The organism is Geotoga petraea (assembly GCF_900102615.1).
Taxonomy (GTDB): Bacteria; Thermotogota; Thermotogae; order Petrotogales; family Petrotogaceae; genus Geotoga; species Geotoga petraea.
In genome coordinates, this window is the sequence record NZ_FMYV01000005.1 from 126,866 (window position 1) to 150,984 (window position 24,119).

A 24,119-nucleotide genomic window follows, 5' to 3' on the forward strand; every position below is an offset into this window, starting at 1 on the left:
AAGGAGAGTTTATAATAAATTATATTTATTATCATTTTGACGGCTCTCCACGTAAAACGTGACAGTAGTACAGGTATTATCTGTACTCCCAGAAAAGAGTTTTGAGTTTCTCTTTCCTTCGGCAACTTTACCTTTCACATATCTTCATAGCTTCCTCAAGCTCAGATATGTTACTCTTTTCAGTTGCGCCTCCGTTCGTAATACTAACTATTTACTTATATTTAAAATAACATTTTAAAATTAACTAAAAATAAACTTATTGTTAAAATTCAATTTTCTGGAATTACAAACACTTGGTTTGGAAATATCAAATCAGGATTTTCTATGTTGTTTTTCTCAGCAATAGACTTATAATCTACCCCGTATATTCTTGATATCTTTAAAAGCCAATCACCAGACTCTACAGAATATTTCAGAGTAATTTGTTCTGCCATATCTTTTATATCATTGTAAGTTAAAGGTACTGTGTTGTCTATAGTTAAGCTGCCATCATTGAATATCTTTTCCGCTTTAATTCTGTGAATCTTATTCCAGTTTGTTCCAATGATTTCCCAATTTTGATCTGGGAACTCTTTTAATATACCATTTTTAACGTTTATTATATAATCCTCTATAAAATCTGGTATATAATAATTTTTGTATTTTTCAACATCTTTAGAGCTCAAAACCACCTTAGGTAATTCTTCAGTGAATATTTCTCCATTCTTACTAAATTCGTTTTCTGCTCTTTCTGAATTAGTAACCAATAAGTATTTTTCTTGATCATATATAGTGTTGCTTCCATAATCTGTCAAATCTACAATTCTGTTTCCATATTCTTTACTAATATCTATTCTATAATTTATTCCTTTGAAAATATCGTAAAGCTCATGATCTTTACTTGAGCGAGTTATTGTTAAATGCTCTTTTTTATAGGTGTCGTAAAATTCAACAGACCATTCTAAATAATCTTTTAGCTGTTTACCAGTCATTTCAACTATATATAAAGTATTTTTCTTTGGGTAGAATTTGTTTATGTACCTTTTAGATATCTCGTTATTTATTTCTAAATTTTCAGTATATATAGGGGTTGAAGATATTTTTATTTCTTTTTCAAAGATTTGATTTGCATAGTATAGCTGAACTTCATTGATAAAATCGGTAATTTTTGTTGGTTTTAACCAATAACTATCTATTTGATCTAACCCTTTTTCATAAAAAAAGTCTTGATTAACAACTTCCCCTATAATTTTCGTTAAGCTCTCTAAAGAATTTTCATGATATTGAATAAAAATTTCTTCTATTCTATGTAATGGTAGTATAACTCTATCGTCATTTTTTACAGGGATCTTGTTAATTGTTGCTTCATCTTTTTTTATGTTGTAATATATATTAAAAAGTGTTTCAGAAGAGTTATTTATAATAAATTCTCTTGATGAATCAGTATACTTGTTATTTATAATGAATCTATTTTTGTCCTCAAACCTTTCAACTAAAATTTGAATATCTTCCGAAGAGATAATCTCTTCTACTTCATTTCCAAAAACAATGTTTTTAAAAGATTTTGTAGCATGTGGGGTTAACAATAAATCTAATTTTAAATCAAAACCTTTTATAACATTAAAATCATTTTTAGAAGTTATCCACAAATCGTAGTTTAGATCTTCAAAAGATTCAAAAATAGCGTTTACCATTTCTTTGTCGCTATTTTTTGAAAAAGTATCACCCAAATTTATAAGAATATCTTCTTCTTCAACCTGTTCTTCTATTAATTTCGCCAATTGAGAAAAGCTTCCATCGTAATCTTTTTTATCGTATTCATAGTCATATGTTGTAAAGTCTCCTTTTATATTTGAAGTGAAATACATGTTTAGAAAAACATTTTCATCAGATACATCTGTAATCTTAGTACTATTTTCTGTTGGCTCTTGTTTATCAACCTTTGATTGCATTGAACTGTCTGTTGTTGCTTCATTAACAAGATCAGTTGTAATAGTACTGTTTTCAGTAAATTTCAGTTTGTCAATAATTGTTGATTGAGTTGAAATGTCTGTTGTTGCTTCATTTTCTGGGTTATAATCATCTTCAAAAATAGTCTCAGCTGTATTTCCATTTTCTTGGGAATTTTCTAAATTTAAATTCTCTTGATTCCCATTTAAAGTAAAAATAAATACAGTTATTAATAATATGATAACTATAAAAATCATCCATAAAACATTCTTTTTATTCATAATATGCCTCCAAAAGACATTAATTTTATTCATATAATTTTATAAATTTGACTTAAATTGTATTTGATTTATAATTGTATCGTAATTAAAATTATACCATAATTATTTAGTATGATTTAATATGGGAGGAATTTTTAATGAAAAGTTTTTTGGATGAAAGATTAGAATTAACCAACGCCTGTAAAAAAATTGCAAATGATAACTTAGTAAAAGGAACTTGGGGGAATTTTTCAATTAAAGTTAAAGATAAAATTATCATAACCCCATCTGGATATTCTTATGAGTTGATGACTCCAAACGATTTGGTTATAATTAATTTAGAAGGAAATATTCTGGAAGGCGATAGAGTTCCGTCTTCTGAATGGATGATGCATTCTGAAATTTATAAAAAAAGAAAGGACGTGGACATCATTTTACACACACATCCAAAATATTCTTCAATTGCATCTGTGACTATGGATGAAATCCCTTCTTTAATAGAAGATAGTGCAATGATTTTAGGGCCTTATATAAAAGTTACCGATTATAAATTACCAGGAACAAGGGATTTAGCAGTTGAAACTGTTAATAAGATAGGAGATAATAACGCAGTTGTTATGAGAAATCACGGACTGGTTACAGTCGGAAACTCTTTCAATGAAGTCATTTCTGCAGCTCATATAGTAGAAAAGAATATCATGATCTACATTGAAGCTTTGAAACTTGGTAAAGGTATACATTATATTAACGATGAAGATTTGAAAATGTTGAGAGACAAATACTTTAAGTCTTATAGACAAAAGTAAAGCAAGGGGTTTAATCCCCTTGCTTTATGCATTTAAATTGGGATAAGACATAAATTCGTCTATTTAAACTTCGTTGTAATATTCGAAATATTTTACCTCTAAGTCAAATTTTTCTTCCAAATATTTCCCCAATCTCTTTATACCAAAAGTTTCGGTAGAATAATGACCAGCATTTATGAAATTAACTCCCATGTCTTTTGCAATATCTCTTGTATGCTCTTCCACTGAGCCAGTAATATATGTGTCAACTTCGGGGTCGAGTTTTTCTATGAAATTAGCTCCGCTACCAGATACAACTGTAATATTTTTTGAATATTTTTTATTTTCATAATATATAAGTTTTTGATTGTTAATAATTTCTTTTACTTGTTTTATTAAATTTTGAAATTCAACTTTCTCCTTTAATTTACCTTTGTACCCAAATGTAAATTCTTCAACTATTTCTATTCCCAATTTTCTTAAAAATTCTGAATTATTTCCGTATTCAAAGCTTGCATCAAGAGGTAGATGGTATCCCAACAATGATATATCATTTTTAATAAGATTTTCTATTCTTTTCTTTTTGTATCCAGTTATATCTATAACCCCTTTTCCAAACAAACCGTGGTGAACCAATATGGCATCTGGTCCCCAAGACTTTACACTTTCAAAAAAAGTGTTGTTATAAGAAACCCCAATAGCTATTTTTTTTACTTCATGTCTACCTTCAACTTGTATTCCATTTTTACAATAATCATCAAACTGTTCAACCTTAAGTATTTCATTTATATGTTTTTCCAAATCAAATAGGTTCACTTTATCACCTCTTATAACCTGTTATATTTCTCAAGAAATCATACCTTTTCTTTTTGTCTTCTTCTTCTTCAATCCCTTTAGGAACATATCCATCGATAACTCCTAAAACACCTCTACCTTGTTCTGTTTCTGCAACTACAACTTGTAAAGGATTAGCTGTTGCTGCAAATATGTTTAAAATTTCCTGCACATTCATTAGCTGATTTTTTATACTTATAGGAAATCCATTTTTTATAATCAAAACAAAAACATGGCCTGCAGCAATTTTTTTTGCATTTTCTACTGCTGTATCAATTAGATGATCGTTATTTCCTTCGTATCTTATTAAGCAAGGCCCAGATGCTTCATTAAATGCAAACCCAAATTCTAAATTAGGGTTAACTGTTGATAGTACTTCGTATACATCTTCCACAGTTTTTATAAAATGAGACTGTCCAACTATGATATTTGTGTCTTCAGGTATTTTTAAATTCACTACATCAAAATTTATGTTCATTTTTATCCCTCCCAGTATTTTTGTCTTACTACTATTTTAATTAATAATAATATAAAAATCAAGAAAGGTTAATATTTAAGTATTCTTATTATTTTTTATTTAATTTTAAAATGATATAATATTTATTAAGTGCTGATGAATCTTTGGGGGTGGAATATGAAAATTGGAAAATTCGCAAAAAATAATAATTTGACAATTGACACGGTCAGGTATTATGTTGAATTGGGTTTATTACTACCTGAAAAAGTCAACAACCAATTTTCTTTCGATGAAAAATGTCAGAAAGATCTGGAAGAAATTATCAGTTTAAAAAACATGAGGTTTTCTATTTCACAAATCCAAAGTATTTTTTCAGTTAGAAGATTCACAAAAATTATAAACGATGATGAATTGAATTATTATGTGTCTTTTTTTGAAAATAAAAAGAATGAGTTGTTAAAAGAGAAGAAGGAAATAGATAAATCAATTAAAAATATTGAAAATAAAATTGTTGAAATTAAAAACAATTATAAAGAAAAAAATGTTGAGTTTGGAATCCCTGTCATTTTTATCCAAAATTTTTCTTGTCCAAATTGTAATAAACAATTGAATTTGGTCAAAGGTAATATTGAAAACAACCAATTATTTAATGGAGAGTTTAATTGTGAATGTGGATATAAAGCTGAAGTAATAGATGGAATTTTGGTTACAGGTACCGCAGAAACTTCTACCCCTAAAAATCTTGAAAAAGATAACCCAGGAAATATTTTTGTTAAAAAAACAAATATGTCTTTTGCAAATTTGATTTATAAGGGTATGTCTTGGATTTACAAGAGATTAAACCAAACTGATCTAAGTGATAAAATAATTCTTGAAATAGGTACAGGCTCAGGCTTTTTTTTAAAAAAGCTTATAGATTCTTTAGATGAAAGATCAGTTTACATAGCTATAGACAATAATTTGGAATTTCTAAAATCAACCAAGAAGTACCTTCAAGCAATTGGTAAAAAAGCAAACATTATTTTTATTGCATGTGATTTTAAAGATATACCACTAAAAAACGATATGGCAGATATACTCTTGGATGTTTACGGTACTGCTGATGATTCCTTGGATAAAGATTTTTATCCAATTAGAGACACCAAACACTTGTTAAAGAAAAACGGTGTATGGTACGGTACCTATATACATTTCAACGATAATTCAAAAACACTGAATACTATAAATAAAAAAGCTAGAGAAAAATACAAATCAGATTTTATAAAAAAATCTTTTTCTAAAAATGGATTCAATGAACAGGAGGTAAGTTTTTTAGGGAAAGCAACTAAATATGGTGAATCTGAGCCTTTTATTGTTGATGGTGATACTGTTTATCATTGGGGTTTTGTTTGTAGAAAACTTTAACAATCTTTTGAATAAGGAGTATTAATTATGTATGATAATGATGATTATAACGAAATGATAAAGAAAATTTTAGAGAACAACCCTGAATTAAGGAATTTTAATTTAGACTTTTTAAAAGATATCAATCCCGACGATTTAGAAGAAATAATATCAAAGCTAAAAGAAGCTTCTATGAAATTTCAAAAAGCTGAAGATAAAGTAAAACAAAAAGTTAATGAGAAATTATCCTTTGAAAAGAAAGAGCTGTCTATTGATTATGATAACTATTTGAAAACTATTATGATCTTTCCGTTTGCCTTGGCAGTAGGTGAGGATATATTAGAAGATAAATCAGAAGAGGGATATTTGAAAGGTGAGTTTTTTGGTAAAAAAGTTAATTTTAACTACAACAATATATATGAATTGATATCTATCAAAAAAAACGTAGCTATGAAAATAGGTCTCCTAATTAGAAAGAATTATCCAGACTTTTTAGAATTCAGAGAAGACATAATGTCTTATTTGAGAAATACTACTAATAAATATCTTGAATCTTTTGGGTTTGAAGAAGATTTTGAAATTAAAGATATCAGGGAATTTAATATGGTTGTAAAATTGAAACCAAAAAATTATGATTCTATTGAACAATTCTATGAAAATCACTTGGATTTAGAAAAAATAGATAAGTATAAAATTTTGAAAGCCTATCTAATAACAGAGTTTTCAATTGCTATAATTGATTGATAGAAATGAAACATAATATGCATAAAATTTAAACATTTATCACTTGATTTTAGATTTTTTATTTGCTATAATATAAATAAGTAACTAACTGCATGCTACATTTGGTAGCGCGGTTGTAAAAAATGGAGGTATTCACGTGAAAGGTACAGTTAAATGGTTTGACGCAAAAAAAGGTTATGGTTTCATCACAGGAGAAGATGGTAAAGACGTATTTGTTCATTTCTCAGCAGTAGATATGGATGGATATAAGAAATTAGAAGAAAACCAAGAAGTAGATTTTGAAATTGTTGAAGGCGAAAAAGGTCCACAAGCTTCAAACGTAACAGTTAGATAAATCTAACCATAATCCGCCTATTAAGGCTTAAATAAGGGTTGCTGTTTTTACAGCAACCCTTAATATTTTATATGTTAGCCTTTAATTATTTTTATTCCAGAACTTGCTCCAATTCTTGTAGCCCCTGATTTGACCATCTTTGAAGCTTTTTCAAAATCTCGTATTCCGCCAGAAGCTTTAACTTCCATATCTTCACCAACGACAAACTTCATCAAAGAAACATCTTCTTCAGTTGCTCCAGCGGTTCCAAATCCTGTTGATGTTTTAACAAATTCAGCTCCAGCCATTTTAGATAATACACAAGCAGCTATCTTTTCAGTTTTATCTAAATAGCAGGTTTCTATTATAACTTTTACCAATTTGTCTCCAGAAGCTTTAACTACCGCTTTTATATCTTCTAATACTTTGTCATACTGTCTTGCTTTTAACCACCCTATATTGATAACCATATCTAATTCATCTGCTCCATCAGAAACGGCTATTTTTGATTCTTCAGCTTTTGATTTTGAAGACGTGGCTCCTAAAGGAAACCCTATAACCGTTGCTATTTTAACCTCTGAACCTTCAAGGTTTTCTTTTGAAATTTTGACCATACCTGGATTTACACAAACTGAGAAAAATTTATTATCTTTTGCTTCTTCACAAAGTTTTATAACGTCTTTTTCAGTTGCATATGCATGTAGCAATGTGTGATCAATCATATTTGCAATATCTTCAGGTTTTACTTCTATATTTCTGTACTCATGTTTATATTCATTTTCTACTCTTTCTACTTCTTTAGATATAGCCGCATTCAAATCTTTTAAATTCAATGTTTTTCACTCCTTATTTGTATATTCTCTTACAAGTTTTCCACCCATATAATAACCTCAAACTTTCATAAAAAGGAATATCTATTATAAAATCAAAATAACTTCTGTATTTTCTTGAAAAACCATCTATAATCTTGTTCAATTCTTCAGAGTAATTAGGCCCTTTTAACCTAATTCTATAACCTGAATCTTCGTTGAAAAAACCATTTGTTTTCAATCCTTTTTTAACTAAATTGACTTTAGTTTTAAATAACACTATATCTAAACTACCAAACATTTCAACCATTTTATCAAAAATAGAATCTGCCCCTTTGTAATTTTTCATGTTGTAAAATTTCAAAAAATTATTTTCAAAGTTATCAGCTACCCCAATTTTTATTTTATTTTGGTCTACGTATGAAAATATTTTATTTGAAAACAAACAATAATTTTCTATAGAGTAGTCACTTTTATTAGAATTAAACGCTTGAATACATTTTGTGCAAGGAAATTCGTCTTTTTTCACTGCTGATAAAGCTGATGTTGATTTGTCAACATCTTTTGTAAACTGAGAGTTATAATAAATAAATAGAGATACAGTCTTTTTGGCTCTACCCTCTAAAAATGCTTTTGAAATTAAAGATCCAACTTCTTTAAAATTTTTATTATACAAATTGATCGCCATATTAACAAAAGTATAATTAGACAATTCTCCCGCTATTTTAATAAATTTATAGGCATATTCAAATTTATTTTCCTTCAAAAAAATTAACCCCATCAAAAAGTAAGGATAATAGCTATTTTTCTTTTTTTCAACTAAACTTTTGGCAAATTTAAGCTTATCTTGGTCACCTCTAAAAACTTTTAACACCCCTAAATTGAAAAGTGATTCTATATCTCTTCCTGATAAAAAAAAGTTTTCAGCTTTTTCAAAATCATTTCTAAGAAGGTGCATCAATCCAAACTGATTGTTATACTCACTTGGTGACTTTGAAGAAAGCCTGTTTTCAAAATAGAGAGAGAGTTTTTCATCTGATATGTTAATATCATAAATAACAAAATCCATCCATGTTTTTAACTTAATAATAGGAATATTTAATGTATTACTCTCTAAATCATAGTTATATATCGTTGTTTTCTTTTTTTTCATTTCTTCGTTTGATTCGTAGTTAATCCCTTTTTTACTCAAATCTTTTTTAAATTGGTTTCTTAATTTATAAATATTTTTTAATTTATCGTTTTCATTAGGCATCTTTTTCCACCTTTCTTGAAAGATTAAAGCTATAATACTGGTTATTTCCTATAATGATATGATCGTTTAGTTTTATACCCAATATTTTGCCCGCTTCTTTAATCTTATCAGTTAACTCTATATCTTGAATACTTGGAGAACTGTCACCTGAAGGATGATTATGCACCAATATAATTGATACAGCATTTAGTTTAATAGCAATTTTAAATATATCTCTTGGGTGTGCTATAGAGCTATTTGCAGTTCCTTCACTTATATTTTCTGAATGAATTACATTGAGCTTTGAATCTAACAAGTAAACTCTTACAAACTCTTTTTCATAGTAGATCATATCCTGCGAAATCTCGTATGCATCTTGTGGTGATTTAATTTTTTTATATGTTACTTTTAATTTCTGAAGATGGTATCTTTTACCCATTTCCAAAGCAGCCTTCAAGTTTATAGCAGCGACTTCTCCTATGCCTTTTATTTTCACTAAATCGTTTAAATCTAATTTCTGTAGTTTGACAAAATCTCCATACTTATCAAGTATTTCTTCTGATAATTCGAAAACATTTTTTTCTTTTATCCCTCTTCTTAGAATTATTGCCAATAATTCCTTGTCTTCCAAAGATTCTTCACCATAAATTAACAATTTTTCTCTTGGAAGAAGATTTTCCCCCAATTTTATCCCCCCATTAGTTTATAAAGTTTTTAGCCTCTGGTAAAGTTCTGATATTGGTAGCCCCATAATATTATAATAATCCCCTCTTATCTCATCTATTAAAACTGCACCAAAATCTTGTATTCCATATGCTCCAGCTTTGTCATAAACATTATAATTTTCTACGTAATAAAGGACTGTTTCATCTGAAAAAGATCTAAAATGAACATCTGTTTTTACAATGAAATCATAAATAGTGTCATATTTTTTAATACATACTCCAGTATAAACTTGATGCCAATTATTCTTCATCTTTTTTAAAGTATCTATCGCATTTTCTTTTGACTTTGGCTTGAGTAATATTTCCCCATCAAAATATACTATCGTATCTGCTGTTATTAAAATTTCATCGTCATCTATTTCTATTTCATTTAGCTTTTTTTCTGCTATCTCTTTCACTATTTTTTCGGGAGTTGAGCTTGTATATGACTCGTCGGTTTCTTTTTTCTTAATTTTAAACTCTTTAACTATCATTTTCAATAGCTCTTGCCTTCTTGGCGAAGACGAACCTAAAACAATCTTTTTACCTTTAATCATCCATCTAAACTCCTTTTAATAACAGATACTATAGAGGAATTTATAAAGGCACTAATTGCTCCAAAAATAACCATGTAAGGTAAATACCAAAATATACCAGATGATTTTACCACAAATATAGCAGCTACTATAACTTGAGATACATTACTGAAAAAAGCTCCTAACTCCGAAACACCTAATACGCCTATTTTTTTTATGTTCTTATAAGCAAATACCATAATAAAAGAACTCACTATACTACCAGTAAATCCTAATAAAAAAGTTGGAGAAAGTATCTTCCCAGAAAGCAAGGACCCAATCATAGTTTTCAAAAAGGCAATAAATATTGTGTTGGAATATCCATAACCATTCACTGTCGCCATCAAAACAGGAAAATTTGAAAAACCCCATTTTGCCCCTGGAACTGGTACAGGAAGAGGTAAAAAAGCCTCAAAATAATATATAGCTGACGCAAGACCTGTAAGTATAGCTAAATAAGATATTTTTTTAGATTTTTGCATACATCATCTTCCTTTATTTAAAAAGTAATCAAATCCATCACTCATTCTTATATCATTATCTGTTGAAATAAGGTAAGATTGTACTCCAAATTCCTCCTCATAATAGTCCAACGCTGGGTTATCGAACCCCATAATGAATAGAGCAGTAGAATAAGCATCAGCTATCATAGCACTTTCAGATATGACAGTTACACTTGCCAATCCTCTTGCAGGATAACCAGTTTTTGGGTCTATAAGATGATGATATCTCACGTCATCTTCAACAAAATATCTTTCATAATTCCCAGAGGTCACAACGGCACCAGATTTTAGATATATTTTTTCAACACTATCATATGGATTCGAAGAAAAAGGGTTTCTTAAGCCAATAACCCATGACAAGTTATTGTTCTTTGGACCTATAACCCCAACATCTCCTCCCGCTTCAACAAAACCACTCGCATAGGGATCTATTTGTTTAATCCTTTTAATCACCCTATCTACTGCATAACCTTTTGCTATACCCCCAAGATCTACTTCCATCCCTTCTTTTAAAAACTTTATAGTGCTTTTTTCTTCATTTATTTCTACAAGCTTATAGCTAACTTTTTCAAGATTTTTTTCTATTTGTTTCTGTGTCGGAACTTGTTTTTGAGCCTTAGTGTCATCAAATCCCCAAATTTTTATTATTGGCCTGATTGTAGGGTCAAAAGCCCCTCCTGTTATTTGAGCTAAATTTAGAGAGGATTGAAACAAAAACAAACTTTCTTCATCTAATTTTAAACTACCATTTTTGTTAAGTTGATTCACAACGCTGGATTCTACATTAGTTGAAAACTTATTGTGAATTCTATCTAATTCTTTACCAGCTATATCCAAAAGAGTTTCAGAACTTACCTTATCTCCAGCTACCCTAATATTTACAACAGTTCCAAGGACATCATACATTCTATCAGAATAAGTAGGAGTCGGCTTTGATGTAACTAAAAATATTATTAAGCCTATACCTACTATTAGTATACCAATATAAACGAATATTGTTAGATTTCTATCTCCTTTAACCCGCACTTAATACAACCTCCATTTTTATCTAAATTTTTAAACTTTATATTGTATCCACTTCTTTCTATTAAAGTTTCTCCACATTTTGAACAATATGTAGATTCATAATTCTTGTTCCAAACATTTCCCAAATAAACATGGTCAAGATATTTTTTTGCTAAATGATAAAATTCTTTCATAATGCCTATATCTGTTGGCATTTGATCGTACTTATATCTTGGGAAATATCTGCTTAAATGCAATGGTATTTTTTGAGAAACACTCGATATGAATTTGAATTCATTTTCTAACAATTTTAGATCGTTGCTGATACCAGGAACTATAAGAGTGGTTATTTCTACATGTTTTCCCTGTTTATATAAAAACTCAATGTTATTTTTGATATTTTCTAGTTCACCTTTTAATTCCTTTTTATATATTTTTTCGTCAAATGTTTTTAAGTCAATATTAAAAGCATCAATATAAGGCAACAATTCTTTTAATGGTTCTTTTTCTATAAACCCATTAGTAATCATAACATTGTAATTTTTTTCATTTTCTTGTTTTACTAATTTTGATGTTTCTAAAACATATTCATACCAGACAACTGGCTCTGAATATGTATAAGCAACACCATTAACCTTATATTTTTTCATTAAGCCTACGATCTCGAATGGTTGAATTATCTTTTTTTCTTGAGGAGAGGTTTTTGAAATCTCAAAATTTTGGCAGAACGGACAACTCAAGTTGCAGCCCCAGGTACCTAAAGACAAAATTTCTTCACCAGGTTTAAAATGAAAAAGAGGCTTTTTTTCAATAGGATCCAATCCAAAAGCTGTTATTTCTGAATAGTTTAATGAAATTAATTTGCCGTCCTGATTTTTTCTTACATCGCAAATTCCTGTTTTCCCATCTTGAATTCTACAATGATGCGGACACAAATTGCAAACTACTATATCATCTTCACTTTCATAAAATTTAGCTTCTATCATTTTATTCAGCTCCTTTATTCATACCTGTTTACCTCAAATTTAAAAATATCAAAATCATCAGAATTTATACCAGCTTTCATCTTTGTTATATAAATTTGTTTTTCGACAGTATCCACTCCTTCCAAATTAGGAAGAAGAACACCTCTATGAAATCCTTTTTGTAATACAATCCCAAATTTTTGCGGGTTTAGTTCATCTTTTTTGTTTACTTTTTTCAAATCTCCTAAAACATCTACACTTATCTTTATATTTTTTAATTCTTTTTCTCTCAGTTCATCAAAACGAGGATCTTTAAAAGCTGCTGAAATCGCATTATGATAAATTTCTTCATAAAGATTCTCATAATAAGGCTCAATAGTTCCTATACAGCCTCTCAAAGAATCGTCATTATTATGAATGGTTACAAAACATCCTCTTTTAATCTTAAAATCTTCATCATTTTTATAAATACTGAAATCAGAAACACTCTCTTTTTCAAACTGTGATTTGATTACCTCGAAAGCTAATTTTACATATTTATGCATAATATCACCCCCTATATTATAACATGAAATATATTTCTATGTAGGTATGGTTTGAATTTATAGGCAAAAAAATGTATAATTTTTATTGAAACCAAATTCAAAGGGTGGAAAATAATATGAAACTTGATTTAAATGGTTTTAATCAGTTAAATATGATTTTGATGTTTGGTATAACTGTTTTATCAAATATATTTGTAGGGTTAGGTCTTGGCTGGATTTTTGATGAATTTTTCAACCAAAATTTTTTTAAGATCATTTTTATGTTTTTAGGAATCGCATCAGGATTATATTTTGGGATTAAAGATCTTATCAGAGAGGCTGATAAATATGACAAAGCTGAAAGAACTTCTAAGAAGACTGACGATAAAAACGATAATAATTTCGATAATTGAATTTTTAATTTTATTGATTTTTTATGGTTTATATTCTTTTTGGATATTTTGGGGATCCTTGGGAGCTATTTTGGGATTTTGGTTAATCGGTAGTGACATAAAAAAAATGGTTTATAATATTGACGTTAAAAAAAAGAAAAAGTTAGATAAAGGTTATATTTTTAGGTATATTTTATATGGTATAATATTATTCATACCAGCTATATTTTCAGAAAAATCAATTGTGCCTGTTATAGTTGGAATATTTAATTTGAAAATTGTTCCTTTTTTCGAAAAATAATATGGAAATACCCGGGGGTGTTTTAATTGGTAAAAGAAAAGCGTTTAAACCGTAGTATTTTAGTTTTTTTTATTCTTTATGTAGCTTTGGGTATTGTTAATTTTTTTATTTATGACCAAGAATTAACAGGCGTAGCCCAGAGATGGAGTGTTAATCTTGGAGAGAGTAGCAGTATCTGGACACAGATAAATCCAATGACTTTAATTATGTCTGGACTGATTATTTTGATTTTAATATTCTTTGCAAGAACTGTTAAATTCGAAAGAATCCCTGGTAGAAAACAAAGCTTAATAGAATTAATGTTCGATTATTTTTGGGAGTTGGTAGAAGATTCAGTTCCTGACAAAAAATTTAGAAAATCTACTTTCATTATTTCTATGAGTTTATTTCTTTTTATTGCTTTCGCAAATGTAATAAGTGGAATTCCCGGTATAGATGTAGTTCCTACTGGTGATGGAGGACTAAGTATCGAGCTATTTACTAACACTTGGTATACTCCTACATCTGATTTAAACACTAATTTGACTTTTGCTTTAATGGTTTTTGTTATTAGCCATTTTTTTGCAATAAGGTCAAAAGGATTTGGAAAATGGCTTAAATCATTTTTCGAACCAACTCCTATTATGTTTCCAATGAATTTAATCAGTGAACTTGCAAAACCAATTTCTCACTCATTAAGGCTTTTTGGCAATATCATGGGTGGAAGCATATTGGTATTGATTATTTCTTATATGCTTAAATATTTTGTTCTCCCTGTATTTTTATGGGGATTTTTTGGTTGGTTTGTTGGCCTTATTCAGGCTTTTGTTTTTGCATTATTGGCTATTGCTTATATAGGATCATTATTAGAATAAAACCTAAAAAGGAGGAGTATTTATATGGATTTACAACAAATGCTTCAAAGTTTAATTACAGAAGGCGGAGCAATCGGTTGGGGATTGTATTACTTAGGTAAATTGTTAGGCGCAGGATTGGCTATGGGTATTGGAGCTATTGGACCTGGTATAGGAGAAGGTAACGTTGGAGCTCACGCCATGGATTCAATTGCAAGACAACCTGAAATGTCAGGTACTATAACAACCAGAATGCTTTTAGCTATGGCTGTTACAGAGTCAACAGGTCTTTACTCACTTGTTGTTTCATTAGTATTATTATTTGTTCTTCCGTAAGATTCAAGATTAAAACCCAAAAAAGGGGTGAAGTATATTGTTATCATTTAATTTGACTTCAATAATAAACTTATTGGGTTTTTTAGTTTTCATGCTATTTATGTATAAACTATTATATAAACCTTATTTTGATATGACTGATAAAAGAAAAGAAGAAGTCGAAAAAAACCTAAATGAAGCTGAAAGATTGAGAGTAGAAGCTCAAAATTTAAAAGAAAAAAATGAAAAAGAAATGTCTGAAGTGAGAGACAAAAAAGACGAGATAATAAAAAACGCCGAAGAAAATGCTAAAAATATAACAAAAAAAGCAAAAGAAGAAGCAGAAACTGAAAAGAAAAGAATTATTGCTTCTGCAGAAAAAGAAGCTGTAGAACTGAAAGAAAAAGCAATGCAAGATGTTCAAGCTAAAGTTGTTCAAATGGCTTTAAATGTTTCTTCTATGATTTTAAAAGAAAAAATAGACAGAAAAACAAACGAAGAGCTTGTAAGTAGGGCATTAAAAACCTTGAATAATCAAGGTGATAATTTATGAGAAACTCATATTCAGTAGCTAAAAGATATTCTGACGCACTAATTAACTTACTTTCTGAAAATAAAAAATTAAATGAATTGGATACTTATATATCAAACCTTCAGAATATCATTAGCGAGATGAATGAGAATCAGGTTTTTTATGATTTAATCAATAGCCCTTTACTTCCAGATGATTTGATTACAAAAAAAATTGTAGAAAAAGCTAACACAGAAGATGAAGTATTTAAAAAATTTTTAAATTTCATTGTAATAAAAAAGAGGCAGAATCTTTTGCCTCTAGTTTCAAAATTATTGATTAATTTTTCTTATGAACTGAAAAACATAGTTTTAGTAGATTTAATTTCAGCTAAAGAATTAGAAGAGTCAACTATCGATACAATTAAAAATAACCTTAAATCTAAAACTGGCAGAAATGTTAATTTGGATTTGACTATTGACGAGAGCCTAATAGGAGGAATCCAAATTTACCTCGATGATAAACTGTTTGATTATTCTGTTAAAGGATATTTGAATAGTGTCAAAGAAATTTATGCCGTAAATGGGGGTGATTGATTTTGCGAATTAATCCTGATGAATTAACAAAGGTTATTGAAGAAAGAATTAAAAGCTATGAAAGCGGCGAAATAAAAGAAGTTGGCTGGGTTATGCAAGTAAGTGATGGAATAGTTAGAGCTTACGGAATGAAAGAAACAATGGCCAACGAATTAGTTGAAATACATACTCAGTCTGATAAAACTGTTTATGGGCTTGCAATGAATTTAGAAGAGGATAATATAGGTATTATTGCCCTTGATGATTTCAAAGAAATTAAAGAAGGGGATAAGGTTTTAAGAACCAATAGAGTTATCGAAATTCCAGTTGGAGAAAATCTACTTGGAAGAGTAGTTAATCCTTTGGGTATACCTTTAGATGGCAAAGGTGAAATAAAAGAAAATGATTTTTTCCCAATAGAAAGAAAAGCACAAGGGGTTATTACAAGAAAGCCTGTTGATACTCCTCTACAAACTGGTTTAAAGATCATTGACGCTATAATACCTATTGGTAGAGGTCAAAGAGAACTGATAATAGGTGACAGACAAACTGGTAAATCAGCAATTGCAATAGATACTATTATCAATCAAAAAGGTCAAAATGTTAAGTGTATATATGTTGCAATAGGTCAAAAATCATCTGCTGTAGCAAGAAATATAGCCCAATTAGAAAAACATGGGGCTATGGAATATACAACTATAGTTTCTGCTTCAGCTTCTGATCCCGCCTCATTACAATATTTGGCTCCATATGCAGGTGCAGCTCTTGGAGAATATTTTATGTTCAAGGGAGAGGATGCTTTAGTTGTTTATGATGATTTATCAAAACATGCATCTGCTTATAGAGAAATTTCATTGTTGTTAAGAAGACCACCTGGTAGAGAAGCTTATCCAGGAGACATTTTTTATTTGCATTCAAAGTTATTAGAAAGAGCGGCAAGATTAAATGATGATTTTGGTGGTGGGTCTTTAACTGCATTACCAATTATTGAGACTCAAGCAAATGATATATCAGCTTATATTCCTACAAATGTTATTTCAATAACAGACGGCCAGATTTACCTTGAACCAAGTTTATTTTATTCCGGATTTAGACCTGCTATAAACATAGGGTTATCTGTTTCAAGAGTTGGTGGTTCTGCTCAAACAAAAGCTATCAAAAAAGTTTCTGGATCTTTGAAGCTTGATTTAGCTCAATATAGAGAACTTGAGTCTTTTTCTCAATTTTCTTCAGATTTAGATGAGTCAACTAAGAAACAGTTGTTAAAAGGTGAAAAGTTGATGGAATTACTAAAACAAAAACAATATTCTCCATTATCAGTTGAAGAACAAGTTGTGCTACTTTATGCGGCTAACGAAGGCTACCTTATGGAAATTGAAACAGAAAATATAAGCAATTTTGAAAAATCAATTTTGTCTTTTATGAAAACAGAAAAATCAAATTTAATGAATAAATTAGCTGAAAAGAAAGAACTAACAGATGATATTAAAGAAGAGCTTAATTCTTCTATTAAACAATTTATGAAATCTTTCAATGCCTAATGGCGGTGATTTAATTGAGTAGAGGAAAATTACGTGTTATAAAAAGAAGGATAGCATCTACCAATTCTACAAAACAAATAACAAGAGCTATGCAAATGGTTGCTTCGGCAAGGTTAAATAAAATAAAAAAAGGTATAGACCCTATTAGGGAATACGCTAAAGAAGCTCGAAAAATTATTCAGAAAATTTCGCCTCAAGATGATTCTATTTATAATAGAAAAAATGGTGAAACGGTTATAGTTACAATAACTCCTGACATGGGACTTGGTGGATCCTTTGCTTCTGATTTAGCCAACAGAGCTAAAAAAGAAGCAGAAAAAATAGACAACTTTAAAGGGTATTATGTAGTAGGTACTCGAGGTAACATTGAATTAAAAGGGACTAACAAAGTTTTATTATCAAGAACAAACTTATATGAGATTCCTAACGAAGTAAATGCTGAATATATACTTGATGATATTTTAGATTTTTTAAAAGATGAAAGTATTTCAGACATAAAAGTAGTTTATGGTGAATTGAAAAACCCATTAATACAATTACCAAAAACTGTAGATCTTTTACCCATAAAATATGAAGCTGAAATCGATTCAAGATATGAATATGAACCAGATTCAACAGTTTTGTTCGAAGAAGCATCTTATCTTTATTTGTTATCACAAGTTTTTTTGTATATTTACGAAACAAAATTATCAGAACTATATGCAAGGCAAAATGCAATGAAAAATGCAACAGAAAATGCTGAAAATTTAATTGAAGAACTAAACTTAGAATATAACAAAATGAGACAAGCTTCTATAACACAAGAATTAATAGAAATTGTTAACGGAGCTCAAGCATTGCAAGATAGCTGATGAACGGAGGTGAAATAATTTGTCTAACATAGTAGGTAAAGTCGTCAGCGTTATAGGGCCAATCGTTGATGTTAAATTTAATGAAGGTGAATTACCTGAAATTAATAACTCTCTTAAAATAAATAACCCTTACACTGATTCAGAACTTATCCTTGAAGTCTCACAATTAATAGGAGATGACACTGCAAGATGTATTGCTATGGATTCTACTGATGGCCTTAAAAGAGGCCTTGATGCTATAGACACTGGAGATTCAATACAAGTACCTGTTGGTAATGGTACTTTAGGTCGTATGTTTAACTTGTTAGGTAACCCTATTGATGAACAAGGTGAAGTTAAAAATGTAGAATATAACTCTATCCATAGAGAATCACCAAGTTTAGATGAACAAAATACAGACATAGAAATTTTAGAAACAGGATTAAAATGTATAGACTTATTAGCCCCTTTCCCTAAAGGAGGTAAAATTGGATTTTTTGGGGGAGCTGGTGTAGGTAAGACTGTATTAGTTATGGAATTAATAAGAAGTATAGCAAAAGAACATCAAGGTATCTCTGTTTTTGCTGGTGTTGGAGAAAGGACCAGAGAAGGTAATGATCTTTGGTTGGATATGAATGATTCAGGAGTTATCGAAAACACTGCTTTGGTTTTTGGCCAAATGAACGAACCACCAGGTGCTAGATTCAGAGTCCCATTAACTGCTTTAACAATGTCTGAATATTTTAGAGATCAACAAAAAAAAGATGTTCTTTTATTTATAGATAACATATTTAGATTTGTACAAGCTGGTTCTGAAGTTTCTGCACTTTTAGGTAGAATGCCATCTGCTGTTGGATACCAACCTACTCTTGCGACAGATATGGGCCAACTTGAAGAAAGAATCACTTCAACGAAAGATGGTTCTATAACGTCTGTTCAAGCTGTATATGTTCCTGCAGATGACTTAACTGATCCTGCTCCTGCAACTGTTTTTTCTCATCTTGAAGCTAATGTAAACCTTTCAAGAAGTAGGGCAGAAAAAGGTCTTTATCCAGCAGTTGATCCATTGGATTCTACTTCAAAAATTTTAGATCCTGCTGTTGTAGGTGAAGATCACTACAATGTGGCAAGAGAAGTTCAAGAAGTTCTTCAAAAATATAATGACTTACAAGATATTATAGCAATTTTGGGTATAGAAGAATTATCTGAAGAAGATAAGTTAACAGTTCAAAGAGCAAGAAAAGTTGAAAGGTTCTTAACTCAACCTACTTTTGTTGCTGAAAAATTTTCAAATATACCTGGAGAATATGTAAAAGTTGAAGATACAATAAAAGGATTTAAAGAAATATTATCTGGAAAATACGATGATTTACCTGAAAATGCATTTTTTATGGTAGGAACTATTGAACAGGCAATTGAGAAAGCGAAAAAAATGAATGAAGAAAATTAAAAGGGGGGTTTTTAATGTTTAACGTTAAATTAGTAACTCCCTCCGGAATAAAATATCAAGGTAAAGCAAAATATGTAGAATATGATACAGTAGACGGTGGTATGGGAGTTTTGCAGAATAGACTCCCAATAGTTGCAAAACTAAAATTAGCTCCACTTAAGATTGTTGAAGAAAACGATAATGAAGTATATTATGCAGTTTTGGGTGGGTTAGTTGATATGGATGGCGATAATTTAACAATTATTTCAACTGATGCTGAAAAACCTGAAGATATTGATGTGGATAACGCTATGAAGGCTGTTAAACAAGCTGAAGAAAGATTAAAAAATGAAGATGATAAAATTCAAAGGACAAAGATCAAAGCATATATCGAAAAAAACATGACAAAAGTAAATATAGCAAAAAAAACAAAATAAAAAATCGGTGATTTAAAATCACCGATTTTTTTACTTATTTATTAATTTCAATACTTTTTCTCCAAATACATCTTTTTGCTTTAATTTGTTTTTCAAACTTTCTAATTCTTCAAAATTTAATTTTAAATAATTGCTTTTTAGTTCTATTATGTTGTTAAAAGCAATGGGTTTAAAAATTTTGCCATTAACATTAATTACTATTGAAAAAGTAGCATTTGAAAAATTTTGCATCAATTCTTCATCTAAACTATTTGTAAATACAATAGAATTTTCAGTTAAATTACATATACTCAAAGCTGTAATATCAAGTAATTTTTTCTCTTCTAAAAAAACAAAGCGTTTATCAATATTTTTCTGTAAATGTACTTGTAATCCCTTTTTATAAACCATATTTTGATATAAATAATAATAATCTTTACCTATAAAAAACAAATGAATCCCAAAAAAATCAACAATCTGAGATATCAATTTAACATCAAAACTTTTTAAATTCTTTTTTTTGATAAAAAAAACGTAGTAAAAAATCCCTTTTTCCAGGTTTTTTTGTACACTTTTAATTAGAGAAGAATTATCCTTATAATTTTCTAAAAATAAAACGTCTCTTTTTATTTTTTTTGGCATTTCAATAGAATTAGTTTTCAACAATTTCACATATTTTTTTAGCTTATATTCCTCATAGATAATCTTAAACTTTTTTATCAACATTTCTCTCAACTTCTTTAATGTATCTACTGTATTTTTTTATTAAAATTTCTTTTTCCTTGTTGAGTACAACAAATTTGTTATTTTTGTCAATGTCCAAAACAAAATAATGTTCACTTTCATAACTTACTTTATTTTCTTTTATATAATAATTATAAAGTTTTATATTTAGACCATTTCTCATTAAAACAAGTGTTGGTAATTTATAAAAATAAACATAACTTTTTATTGTTTCTAACATTTTCAATATGTTATCAGCGTTGAGGATTTTTAAGTGTAAAACGACTAAATCAGTTCTTATCAAGCTTGAATATAAATAAAAATTGTTATTTAATGACTCATAAAATTTACCATATATTATTTTTGTACCATTTATATTGAATAAAAAATTTTCGTTGTTAATTTCGTATTTCTTATCCTTGAAGTATAAGTACAAATTATCCTTATCTAAAACTGTACAAACAGAATCCCAGTCCGAAAAGGACCAAGATTCTGTTGATATAGTATAAGTAATTTGATCAAATTCTAAGCTGTTTACAGGATTACCTGCAAAGATTTTCATTAGTTATTCTCCATAAATGCCTTATACGCTTTGTGTGTTTCGTATAAATCTCCTTTTGAAGCAATTTCAAGAGGGGCATGCATTCCTAACAAAGGAACCCCTGCGTCTATTACATCCATATTTTTTTCAGCGAAAAATTTTGCTATTGTTCCTCCACCTCCAAGATCTGTTCTTCCCAATTCTCCAGTTTGCCATAGAATTTCATTGTCATTCCATATTTTTCTAATTCTACCTACTACCTCGGCATTAGCATCGTTTGTGCCACCTTTTCCTCTCACGCCTGTATATTTTGTCAATACTATTCCATAATTTAGTTTAGGAGCATTATAAGAGTCATGAGCGTCCTTATAATTTGGGTCTAGTGCTGCAGATACATCTGATGACAACATAGTTGAATTTACTAACGCTTCTTCAATTGCAACTGAAACATCTTTACCTTCTAACTTAAGCAATCTTTTCAAAATAGGAATCCAAAAATGGTTTTTTGCACCTGTATTACTGTCTGAACCAATTTCTTCCTTATCAACTAATAGAATAGCTGGGGATTTCCCTTTTGGTTTCACTTCACTAATTGCCGTTAATGAAGTATAAGCACATATTCTATCATCATGACCATAAGCTGCAATAAGGCTTCTATCCAAGCCTACATCTCTTGAATTAAATGCTGGAACAATTTCGAGTTCTGCTGAAATAAAATCTTCTTCAGTTAGTCCATATTTTTCATTTAAGATATTCAATACGTTTAGTTTCACTGGATCTTTAATTTTATCTTCATCTTCGTAAGAAATAGCAATTGTTCCCAAAATCATATTCATTTTTTCAGCTTCAAAAGCTTCTGGTAAAGATTTCTTATTTCTATCTAAATGTGGTAATAAATCAGAAATTATAAAAATAGGATCTTTTTCATCATCTCCTATAGATACTTCAACTTCTTCGCCTTTCGAGTTTATAACAACACCATGCAATTCTAAAGGAATATTAAACCAATGATATTTTTTAATTCCTCCATAATAATGTGTTTTTGCCATAGCTATTTCAGTATCTTCATAAAAAGGTTGAGGTTTAAAATCTATTCTTGGAGCATCTAAGTGACTTCCAACAACATTAATACCCTTTGAAATTTCATCATTATAAACTAAAGCAAAGATTGATTTACCCCGGTTTATATAATAAACTTTATCCCCTTTCTTTATTTTTCCTTCATTTTCATAAAAATCAAGAGGTTTAAAACCTTCTTTTTTTAAAATTTCTATAGAGTTTTTTACTGCTTTCCTCTCGGTTTTTGAAATATCCATGAATTTCTTATAAGATTCTGCATATTCAAAAACTTGTTCCTTTGAATTCTTTTCCCATACGTTTTTTCGGTTTATGGTTAATTTTTTTTGTAGTTCTTTGAAATCCATAATCTCACCTCCAAATATATTTTATCATATTTAACATAAAATAATTACAATAATATTTTCATTTTTTATATTTTTACGCTATAATATAGTTGTAATAACAAATATATTATTTTCATTATGAAAATAATATATTATAGTTAACTTGACTAACTATATTATATCATAATTGAAGGGGGAAGTTCAATGGCTAAAGAGTTATATCCTGAAATAACTTTAGATTTAGTAAGGGTTACAGAAGCTGCTTCTTTGATGAGCAGTTTGTATTTAGGTTTTGGTAATAAAGAAGCTGTAGATGGCGCTGCTGTTGATGCAATGAGGGGAATGCTTGATTATATTGATATTAAAGGAAGAGTTGTTATAGGTGAAGGTGAAAAGGATGAAGCGCCTATGTTGTACTATGGCGAAAAAGTAGGTATGTGGGATGATGAATCAATAGAAATGGATATAGCCGTCGATCCCATAGATGGGACAAGATTGGTTGCTTATGGCCTTCCAAATGCTTTGAGTGTAATGGTCGGAGCTGAGAACGATAAGATTTTATGTTTACCGACATTTTATTCTTACAAGCTTGCAGTAGGACCCGAATTAAAAGGAAAACTTGATTTGAATGCTTCTTTGAAGGAAAACATAAAAGTAGCCGCTGCAATTTTAGGTTTACCAATTTCTGAATTAACAGTTGTAGTTTTAAATAGAGAAAGACATAGAAAAATAATTGATGAAATAAGAGAAATAGGAGCAAGAATTAAGCTTATAGGTGATGGGGATATTGCTGGAGCAATTGCTACGTGCATGCCTGAAAGTGGTGTCAATATGTATGTTGGCATAGGAGGATCTCCTGAAGCTATATTAGCTGCAGCAGCTTTAAGAACTTTAGGCGGTGAAATGCAACTAAAAATCTGGCCAAGAGATGAAGAAGAAAGAAAGAAAATTAATTTGGAAGAATGGGATTTGAATAGAATATATATAACGGAAGAGTTAGTTGGTGGTGAACACGTTATATTCGCTGCTACTGGTGTAACAGACGGAGATTTTCTCAAGGGTGTAAAATATATAAAGGGAAAAGCAATAACAGAATCTATAGTTATGAGAACCTCTTCTGAAACTGTTAGAAGGATTACAACATACCATGACTTAAAAAAGAAAAAAATAAGGATTAAATCTCTTGACGGTGACGAAAAATTCATCAATTTAAATAAAATAGAAGATGAAGGAACCTCAATATTAAAAAACAAATTATTTAGTTAAAAAAAATACGAGCTTAAGC

At 29.4% G+C, this 24,119-nt stretch carries 29 protein-coding genes and 1 riboswitch; of the genes, 15 read left to right on the forward strand and 14 right to left on the reverse strand.

Translation table 11 applies throughout. From position 1 onward, the window contains the following. Window positions 1–32: 32 nt before the first annotated feature. Window positions 33–202, reverse strand: a riboswitch (Lysine riboswitch). Between the two features lie 67 nt (window positions 203–269). Beyond that, on the reverse strand, window positions 270–2,210 hold the full coding sequence (locus tag BLS00_RS07045; protein ID WP_176759864.1) for a 5'-nucleotidase C-terminal domain-containing protein: 1,941 nt from the start codon (window positions 2,208–2,210) through the stop codon (window positions 270–272). Window positions 2,211–2,347: 137 nt separating this feature from the next. Between BLS00_RS07045 and BLS00_RS07050 the strand changes: the two genes are divergently transcribed. After that, window positions 2,348–2,995 carry a class II aldolase/adducin family protein gene (locus BLS00_RS07050; protein WP_091404133.1) on the forward strand — a complete coding sequence of 216 codons (648 nt, stop codon included), beginning with the start codon at window positions 2,348–2,350 and terminating at the stop codon, window positions 2,993–2,995. A gap of 63 nt (window positions 2,996–3,058) precedes the next feature. Here the strand turns inward: BLS00_RS07050 and BLS00_RS07055 are convergent, their stop codons facing one another. Both BLS00_RS07055 and BLS00_RS07060 read right to left on the reverse strand, forming a co-directional pair. After that, window positions 3,059–3,790, reverse strand: a complete 732-nt coding sequence (locus tag BLS00_RS07055) for a Nif3-like dinuclear metal center hexameric protein (RefSeq protein ID WP_091404134.1) — start codon at window positions 3,788–3,790, stop codon at window positions 3,059–3,061. A gap of 4 nt (window positions 3,791–3,794) precedes the next feature. After that, window positions 3,795–4,286, reverse strand: a complete 492-nt coding sequence (locus BLS00_RS07060; RefSeq protein WP_091404136.1) for an adenosine-specific kinase — start codon at window positions 4,284–4,286, stop codon at window positions 3,795–3,797. Between the two features lie 156 nt (window positions 4,287–4,442). Here BLS00_RS07060 and BLS00_RS07065 point away from each other — a divergent pair, with 156 nt between their 5' ends. From BLS00_RS07065 to BLS00_RS07075, 3 genes are all read left to right on the forward strand, one after another. Further along, window positions 4,443–5,669: a MerR family transcriptional regulator gene (locus tag BLS00_RS07065; protein ID WP_167849023.1), complete on the forward strand. Its 1,227-nt coding sequence runs from the start codon at window positions 4,443–4,445 to the stop codon at window positions 5,667–5,669. A 27-nt stretch (window positions 5,670–5,696) separates the two neighbouring features. Next, window positions 5,697–6,392 (forward strand): hypothetical protein, encoded by a 696-nt coding sequence (locus BLS00_RS07070; protein ID WP_091404141.1) that lies wholly within the window; start codon window positions 5,697–5,699, stop codon window positions 6,390–6,392. A gap of 136 nt (window positions 6,393–6,528) precedes the next feature. Beyond that, window positions 6,529–6,726, forward strand: a complete 198-nt coding sequence (locus tag BLS00_RS07075) for a cold-shock protein (protein WP_091404144.1) — start codon at window positions 6,529–6,531, stop codon at window positions 6,724–6,726. Window positions 6,727–6,800: 74 nt separating this feature from the next. Here the strand turns inward: BLS00_RS07075 and deoC are convergent, their stop codons facing one another. Genes deoC through amrA form a run of 8 tightly spaced genes read right to left on the reverse strand, consistent with a single transcriptional unit; the run spans window position 6,801 to window position 13,045 of the window. Next, window positions 6,801–7,538, reverse strand: coding sequence for a deoxyribose-phosphate aldolase (gene deoC, locus BLS00_RS07080; RefSeq protein WP_240724357.1), 738 nt, complete (start codon window positions 7,536–7,538; stop codon window positions 6,801–6,803). 13 nt (window positions 7,539–7,551) lie between these two features. Continuing rightward, entirely contained in the window at window positions 7,552–8,769 is a 1,218-nt protein-coding gene (locus BLS00_RS07085) for a tetratricopeptide repeat protein (protein ID WP_091404149.1), read from the reverse strand. Continuing rightward, window positions 8,762–9,433, reverse strand: coding sequence for a RadC family protein (radC, locus tag BLS00_RS07090; RefSeq protein ID WP_091404153.1), 672 nt, complete (start codon window positions 9,431–9,433; stop codon window positions 8,762–8,764). The genes BLS00_RS07085 and radC overlap by 8 nt, the downstream gene beginning before the upstream one ends. A gap of 18 nt (window positions 9,434–9,451) precedes the next feature. Further along, on the reverse strand, window positions 9,452–10,009 hold the full coding sequence (locus BLS00_RS07095) for a Maf family protein (protein ID WP_091404155.1): 558 nt from the start codon (window positions 10,007–10,009) through the stop codon (window positions 9,452–9,454). After that, on the reverse strand, window positions 10,006–10,509 hold the full coding sequence (locus tag BLS00_RS07100; RefSeq protein ID WP_091404156.1) for a Gx transporter family protein: 504 nt from the start codon (window positions 10,507–10,509) through the stop codon (window positions 10,006–10,008). The genes BLS00_RS07095 and BLS00_RS07100 overlap by 4 nt, the downstream gene beginning before the upstream one ends. Before the next feature lie 3 nt (window positions 10,510–10,512). Continuing rightward, entirely contained in the window at window positions 10,513–11,556 is a 1,044-nt protein-coding gene (locus tag BLS00_RS07105; protein ID WP_091404160.1) for an FAD:protein FMN transferase, read from the reverse strand. Continuing rightward, window positions 11,529–12,521: an AmmeMemoRadiSam system radical SAM enzyme gene (gene amrS, locus BLS00_RS07110; RefSeq protein ID WP_091404162.1), complete on the reverse strand. Its 993-nt coding sequence runs from the start codon at window positions 12,519–12,521 to the stop codon at window positions 11,529–11,531. The genes BLS00_RS07105 and amrS overlap by 28 nt, the downstream gene beginning before the upstream one ends. A 14-nt stretch (window positions 12,522–12,535) precedes the next feature. Continuing rightward, window positions 12,536–13,045 (reverse strand): AmmeMemoRadiSam system protein A, encoded by a 510-nt coding sequence (gene amrA / locus BLS00_RS07115; RefSeq protein WP_091404166.1) that lies wholly within the window; start codon window positions 13,043–13,045, stop codon window positions 12,536–12,538. Between the two features lie 116 nt (window positions 13,046–13,161). Here amrA and BLS00_RS07120 point away from each other — a divergent pair, with 116 nt between their 5' ends. Genes BLS00_RS07120 through atpC form a run of 10 tightly spaced genes read left to right on the forward strand, consistent with a single transcriptional unit; the run spans window position 13,162 to window position 20,188 of the window. Next, the gene (locus BLS00_RS07120) at window positions 13,162–13,437 is read left to right on the forward strand and encodes an AtpZ/AtpI family protein (RefSeq protein WP_091404168.1); all 276 of its coding nucleotides are present in this window, start codon (window positions 13,162–13,164) and stop codon (window positions 13,435–13,437) included. Further along, window positions 13,373–13,717 (forward strand): ATP synthase subunit I, encoded by a 345-nt coding sequence (locus BLS00_RS07125; protein WP_091404171.1) that lies wholly within the window; start codon window positions 13,373–13,375, stop codon window positions 13,715–13,717. The genes BLS00_RS07120 and BLS00_RS07125 overlap by 65 nt, the downstream gene beginning before the upstream one ends. 26 nt (window positions 13,718–13,743) lie before the next feature. Beyond that, window positions 13,744–14,571, forward strand: a complete 828-nt coding sequence (gene atpB, locus BLS00_RS07130) for a F0F1 ATP synthase subunit A (protein ID WP_091404173.1) — start codon at window positions 13,744–13,746, stop codon at window positions 14,569–14,571. A gap of 24 nt (window positions 14,572–14,595) precedes the next feature. After that, the gene (locus BLS00_RS07135; protein ID WP_167849022.1) at window positions 14,596–14,886 is read left to right on the forward strand and encodes a F0F1 ATP synthase subunit C; all 291 of its coding nucleotides are present in this window, start codon (window positions 14,596–14,598) and stop codon (window positions 14,884–14,886) included. Window positions 14,887–14,923: 37 nt separating this feature from the next. Beyond that, a complete protein-coding gene (atpF, locus tag BLS00_RS07140) occupies window positions 14,924–15,418 on the forward strand; it encodes a F0F1 ATP synthase subunit B (protein ID WP_091404176.1) in 495 nt (164 codons plus the stop codon). After that, the gene (gene atpH / locus BLS00_RS07145; RefSeq protein WP_091404179.1) at window positions 15,415–15,972 is read left to right on the forward strand and encodes an ATP synthase F1 subunit delta; all 558 of its coding nucleotides are present in this window, start codon (window positions 15,415–15,417) and stop codon (window positions 15,970–15,972) included. The genes atpF and atpH overlap by 4 nt, the downstream gene beginning before the upstream one ends. A gap of 2 nt (window positions 15,973–15,974) precedes the next feature. After that, window positions 15,975–17,492: a F0F1 ATP synthase subunit alpha gene (gene atpA / locus BLS00_RS07150; RefSeq protein ID WP_091404182.1), complete on the forward strand. Its 1,518-nt coding sequence runs from the start codon at window positions 15,975–15,977 to the stop codon at window positions 17,490–17,492. A gap of 14 nt (window positions 17,493–17,506) precedes the next feature. Continuing rightward, a complete protein-coding gene (gene atpG / locus BLS00_RS07155; RefSeq protein WP_091404184.1) occupies window positions 17,507–18,343 on the forward strand; it encodes an ATP synthase F1 subunit gamma in 837 nt (278 codons plus the stop codon). A gap of 19 nt (window positions 18,344–18,362) precedes the next feature. Beyond that, the gene (gene atpD, locus BLS00_RS07160; protein ID WP_091404186.1) at window positions 18,363–19,772 is read left to right on the forward strand and encodes a F0F1 ATP synthase subunit beta; all 1,410 of its coding nucleotides are present in this window, start codon (window positions 18,363–18,365) and stop codon (window positions 19,770–19,772) included. 14 nt (window positions 19,773–19,786) lie between these two features. Then, a complete protein-coding gene (gene atpC / locus BLS00_RS07165) occupies window positions 19,787–20,188 on the forward strand; it encodes an ATP synthase F1 subunit epsilon (protein ID WP_091404187.1) in 402 nt (133 codons plus the stop codon). Between the two features lie 30 nt (window positions 20,189–20,218). Here atpC and BLS00_RS07170 read toward each other — a convergent pair whose 3' ends face one another. The 3 genes from BLS00_RS07170 to BLS00_RS07180 are packed head-to-tail and all read right to left on the reverse strand — an operon-like array spanning window position 20,219 to window position 22,855. Further along, on the reverse strand, window positions 20,219–20,893 hold the full coding sequence (locus BLS00_RS07170; protein WP_091404190.1) for a hypothetical protein: 675 nt from the start codon (window positions 20,891–20,893) through the stop codon (window positions 20,219–20,221). After that, on the reverse strand, window positions 20,874–21,452 hold the full coding sequence (locus BLS00_RS07175; RefSeq protein WP_091404192.1) for a hypothetical protein: 579 nt from the start codon (window positions 21,450–21,452) through the stop codon (window positions 20,874–20,876). Before BLS00_RS07175 ends, BLS00_RS07170 begins: the two co-directional genes overlap by 20 nt. Then, on the reverse strand, window positions 21,452–22,855 hold the full coding sequence (locus BLS00_RS07180; RefSeq protein WP_091404194.1) for an aminopeptidase: 1,404 nt from the start codon (window positions 22,853–22,855) through the stop codon (window positions 21,452–21,454). Before BLS00_RS07180 ends, BLS00_RS07175 begins: the two co-directional genes overlap by 1 nt. A 183-nt stretch (window positions 22,856–23,038) precedes the next feature. Here BLS00_RS07180 and glpX point away from each other — a divergent pair, with 183 nt between their 5' ends. Then, entirely contained in the window at window positions 23,039–24,100 is a 1,062-nt protein-coding gene (gene glpX / locus BLS00_RS07185) for a class II fructose-bisphosphatase (RefSeq protein WP_091404197.1), read from the forward strand. Window positions 24,101–24,119 lie beyond the last annotated feature (19 nt).

What these genes read in the sequence shown, in the direction of transcription:
- BLS00_RS07045 (WP_176759864.1), bottom strand. Translation starts at nt 2,210, where the DNA reads ATGAATAAAAAGAATGTTTTATGGATGATTTTTATAGTTATCATATTA.
- BLS00_RS07050 (WP_091404133.1), top strand. Translation starts at nt 2,348, where the DNA reads ATGAAAAGTTTTTTGGATGAAAGATTAGAATTAACCAACGCCTGTAAA.
- BLS00_RS07060 (WP_091404136.1), bottom strand. Translation starts at nt 4,286, where the DNA reads ATGAACATAAATTTTGATGTAGTGAATTTAAAAATACCTGAAGACACA.
- BLS00_RS07065 (WP_167849023.1), top strand. Translation starts at nt 4,443, where the DNA reads ATGAAAATTGGAAAATTCGCAAAAAATAATAATTTGACAATTGACACG.
- BLS00_RS07070 (WP_091404141.1), top strand. Translation starts at nt 5,697, where the DNA reads ATGTATGATAATGATGATTATAACGAAATGATAAAGAAAATTTTAGAG.
- BLS00_RS07085 (WP_091404149.1), bottom strand. Translation starts at nt 8,769, where the DNA reads ATGCCTAATGAAAACGATAAATTAAAAAATATTTATAAATTAAGAAAC.
- BLS00_RS07095 (WP_091404155.1), bottom strand. Translation starts at nt 10,009, where the DNA reads ATGATTAAAGGTAAAAAGATTGTTTTAGGTTCGTCTTCGCCAAGAAGG.
- BLS00_RS07100 (WP_091404156.1), bottom strand. Translation starts at nt 10,509, where the DNA reads ATGCAAAAATCTAAAAAAATATCTTATTTAGCTATACTTACAGGTCTT.
- amrS (WP_091404162.1), bottom strand. Translation starts at nt 12,521, where the DNA reads ATGATAGAAGCTAAATTTTATGAAAGTGAAGATGATATAGTAGTTTGC.
- amrA (WP_091404166.1), bottom strand. Translation starts at nt 13,045, where the DNA reads ATGCATAAATATGTAAAATTAGCTTTCGAGGTAATCAAATCACAGTTT.
- BLS00_RS07120 (WP_091404168.1), top strand. Translation starts at nt 13,162, where the DNA reads ATGAAACTTGATTTAAATGGTTTTAATCAGTTAAATATGATTTTGATG.
- BLS00_RS07125 (WP_091404171.1), top strand. Translation starts at nt 13,373, where the DNA reads ATGACAAAGCTGAAAGAACTTCTAAGAAGACTGACGATAAAAACGATA.
- BLS00_RS07135 (WP_167849022.1), top strand. Translation starts at nt 14,596, where the DNA reads ATGGATTTACAACAAATGCTTCAAAGTTTAATTACAGAAGGCGGAGCA.
- atpH (WP_091404179.1), top strand. Translation starts at nt 15,415, where the DNA reads ATGAGAAACTCATATTCAGTAGCTAAAAGATATTCTGACGCACTAATT.
- atpC (WP_091404187.1), top strand. Translation starts at nt 19,787, where the DNA reads ATGTTTAACGTTAAATTAGTAACTCCCTCCGGAATAAAATATCAAGGT.
- BLS00_RS07170 (WP_091404190.1), bottom strand. Translation starts at nt 20,893, where the DNA reads ATGTTGATAAAAAAGTTTAAGATTATCTATGAGGAATATAAGCTAAAA.
- BLS00_RS07175 (WP_091404192.1), bottom strand. Translation starts at nt 21,452, where the DNA reads ATGAAAATCTTTGCAGGTAATCCTGTAAACAGCTTAGAATTTGATCAA.
- BLS00_RS07180 (WP_091404194.1), bottom strand. Translation starts at nt 22,855, where the DNA reads ATGGATTTCAAAGAACTACAAAAAAAATTAACCATAAACCGAAAAAAC.
- glpX (WP_091404197.1), top strand. Translation starts at nt 23,039, where the DNA reads ATGGCTAAAGAGTTATATCCTGAAATAACTTTAGATTTAGTAAGGGTT.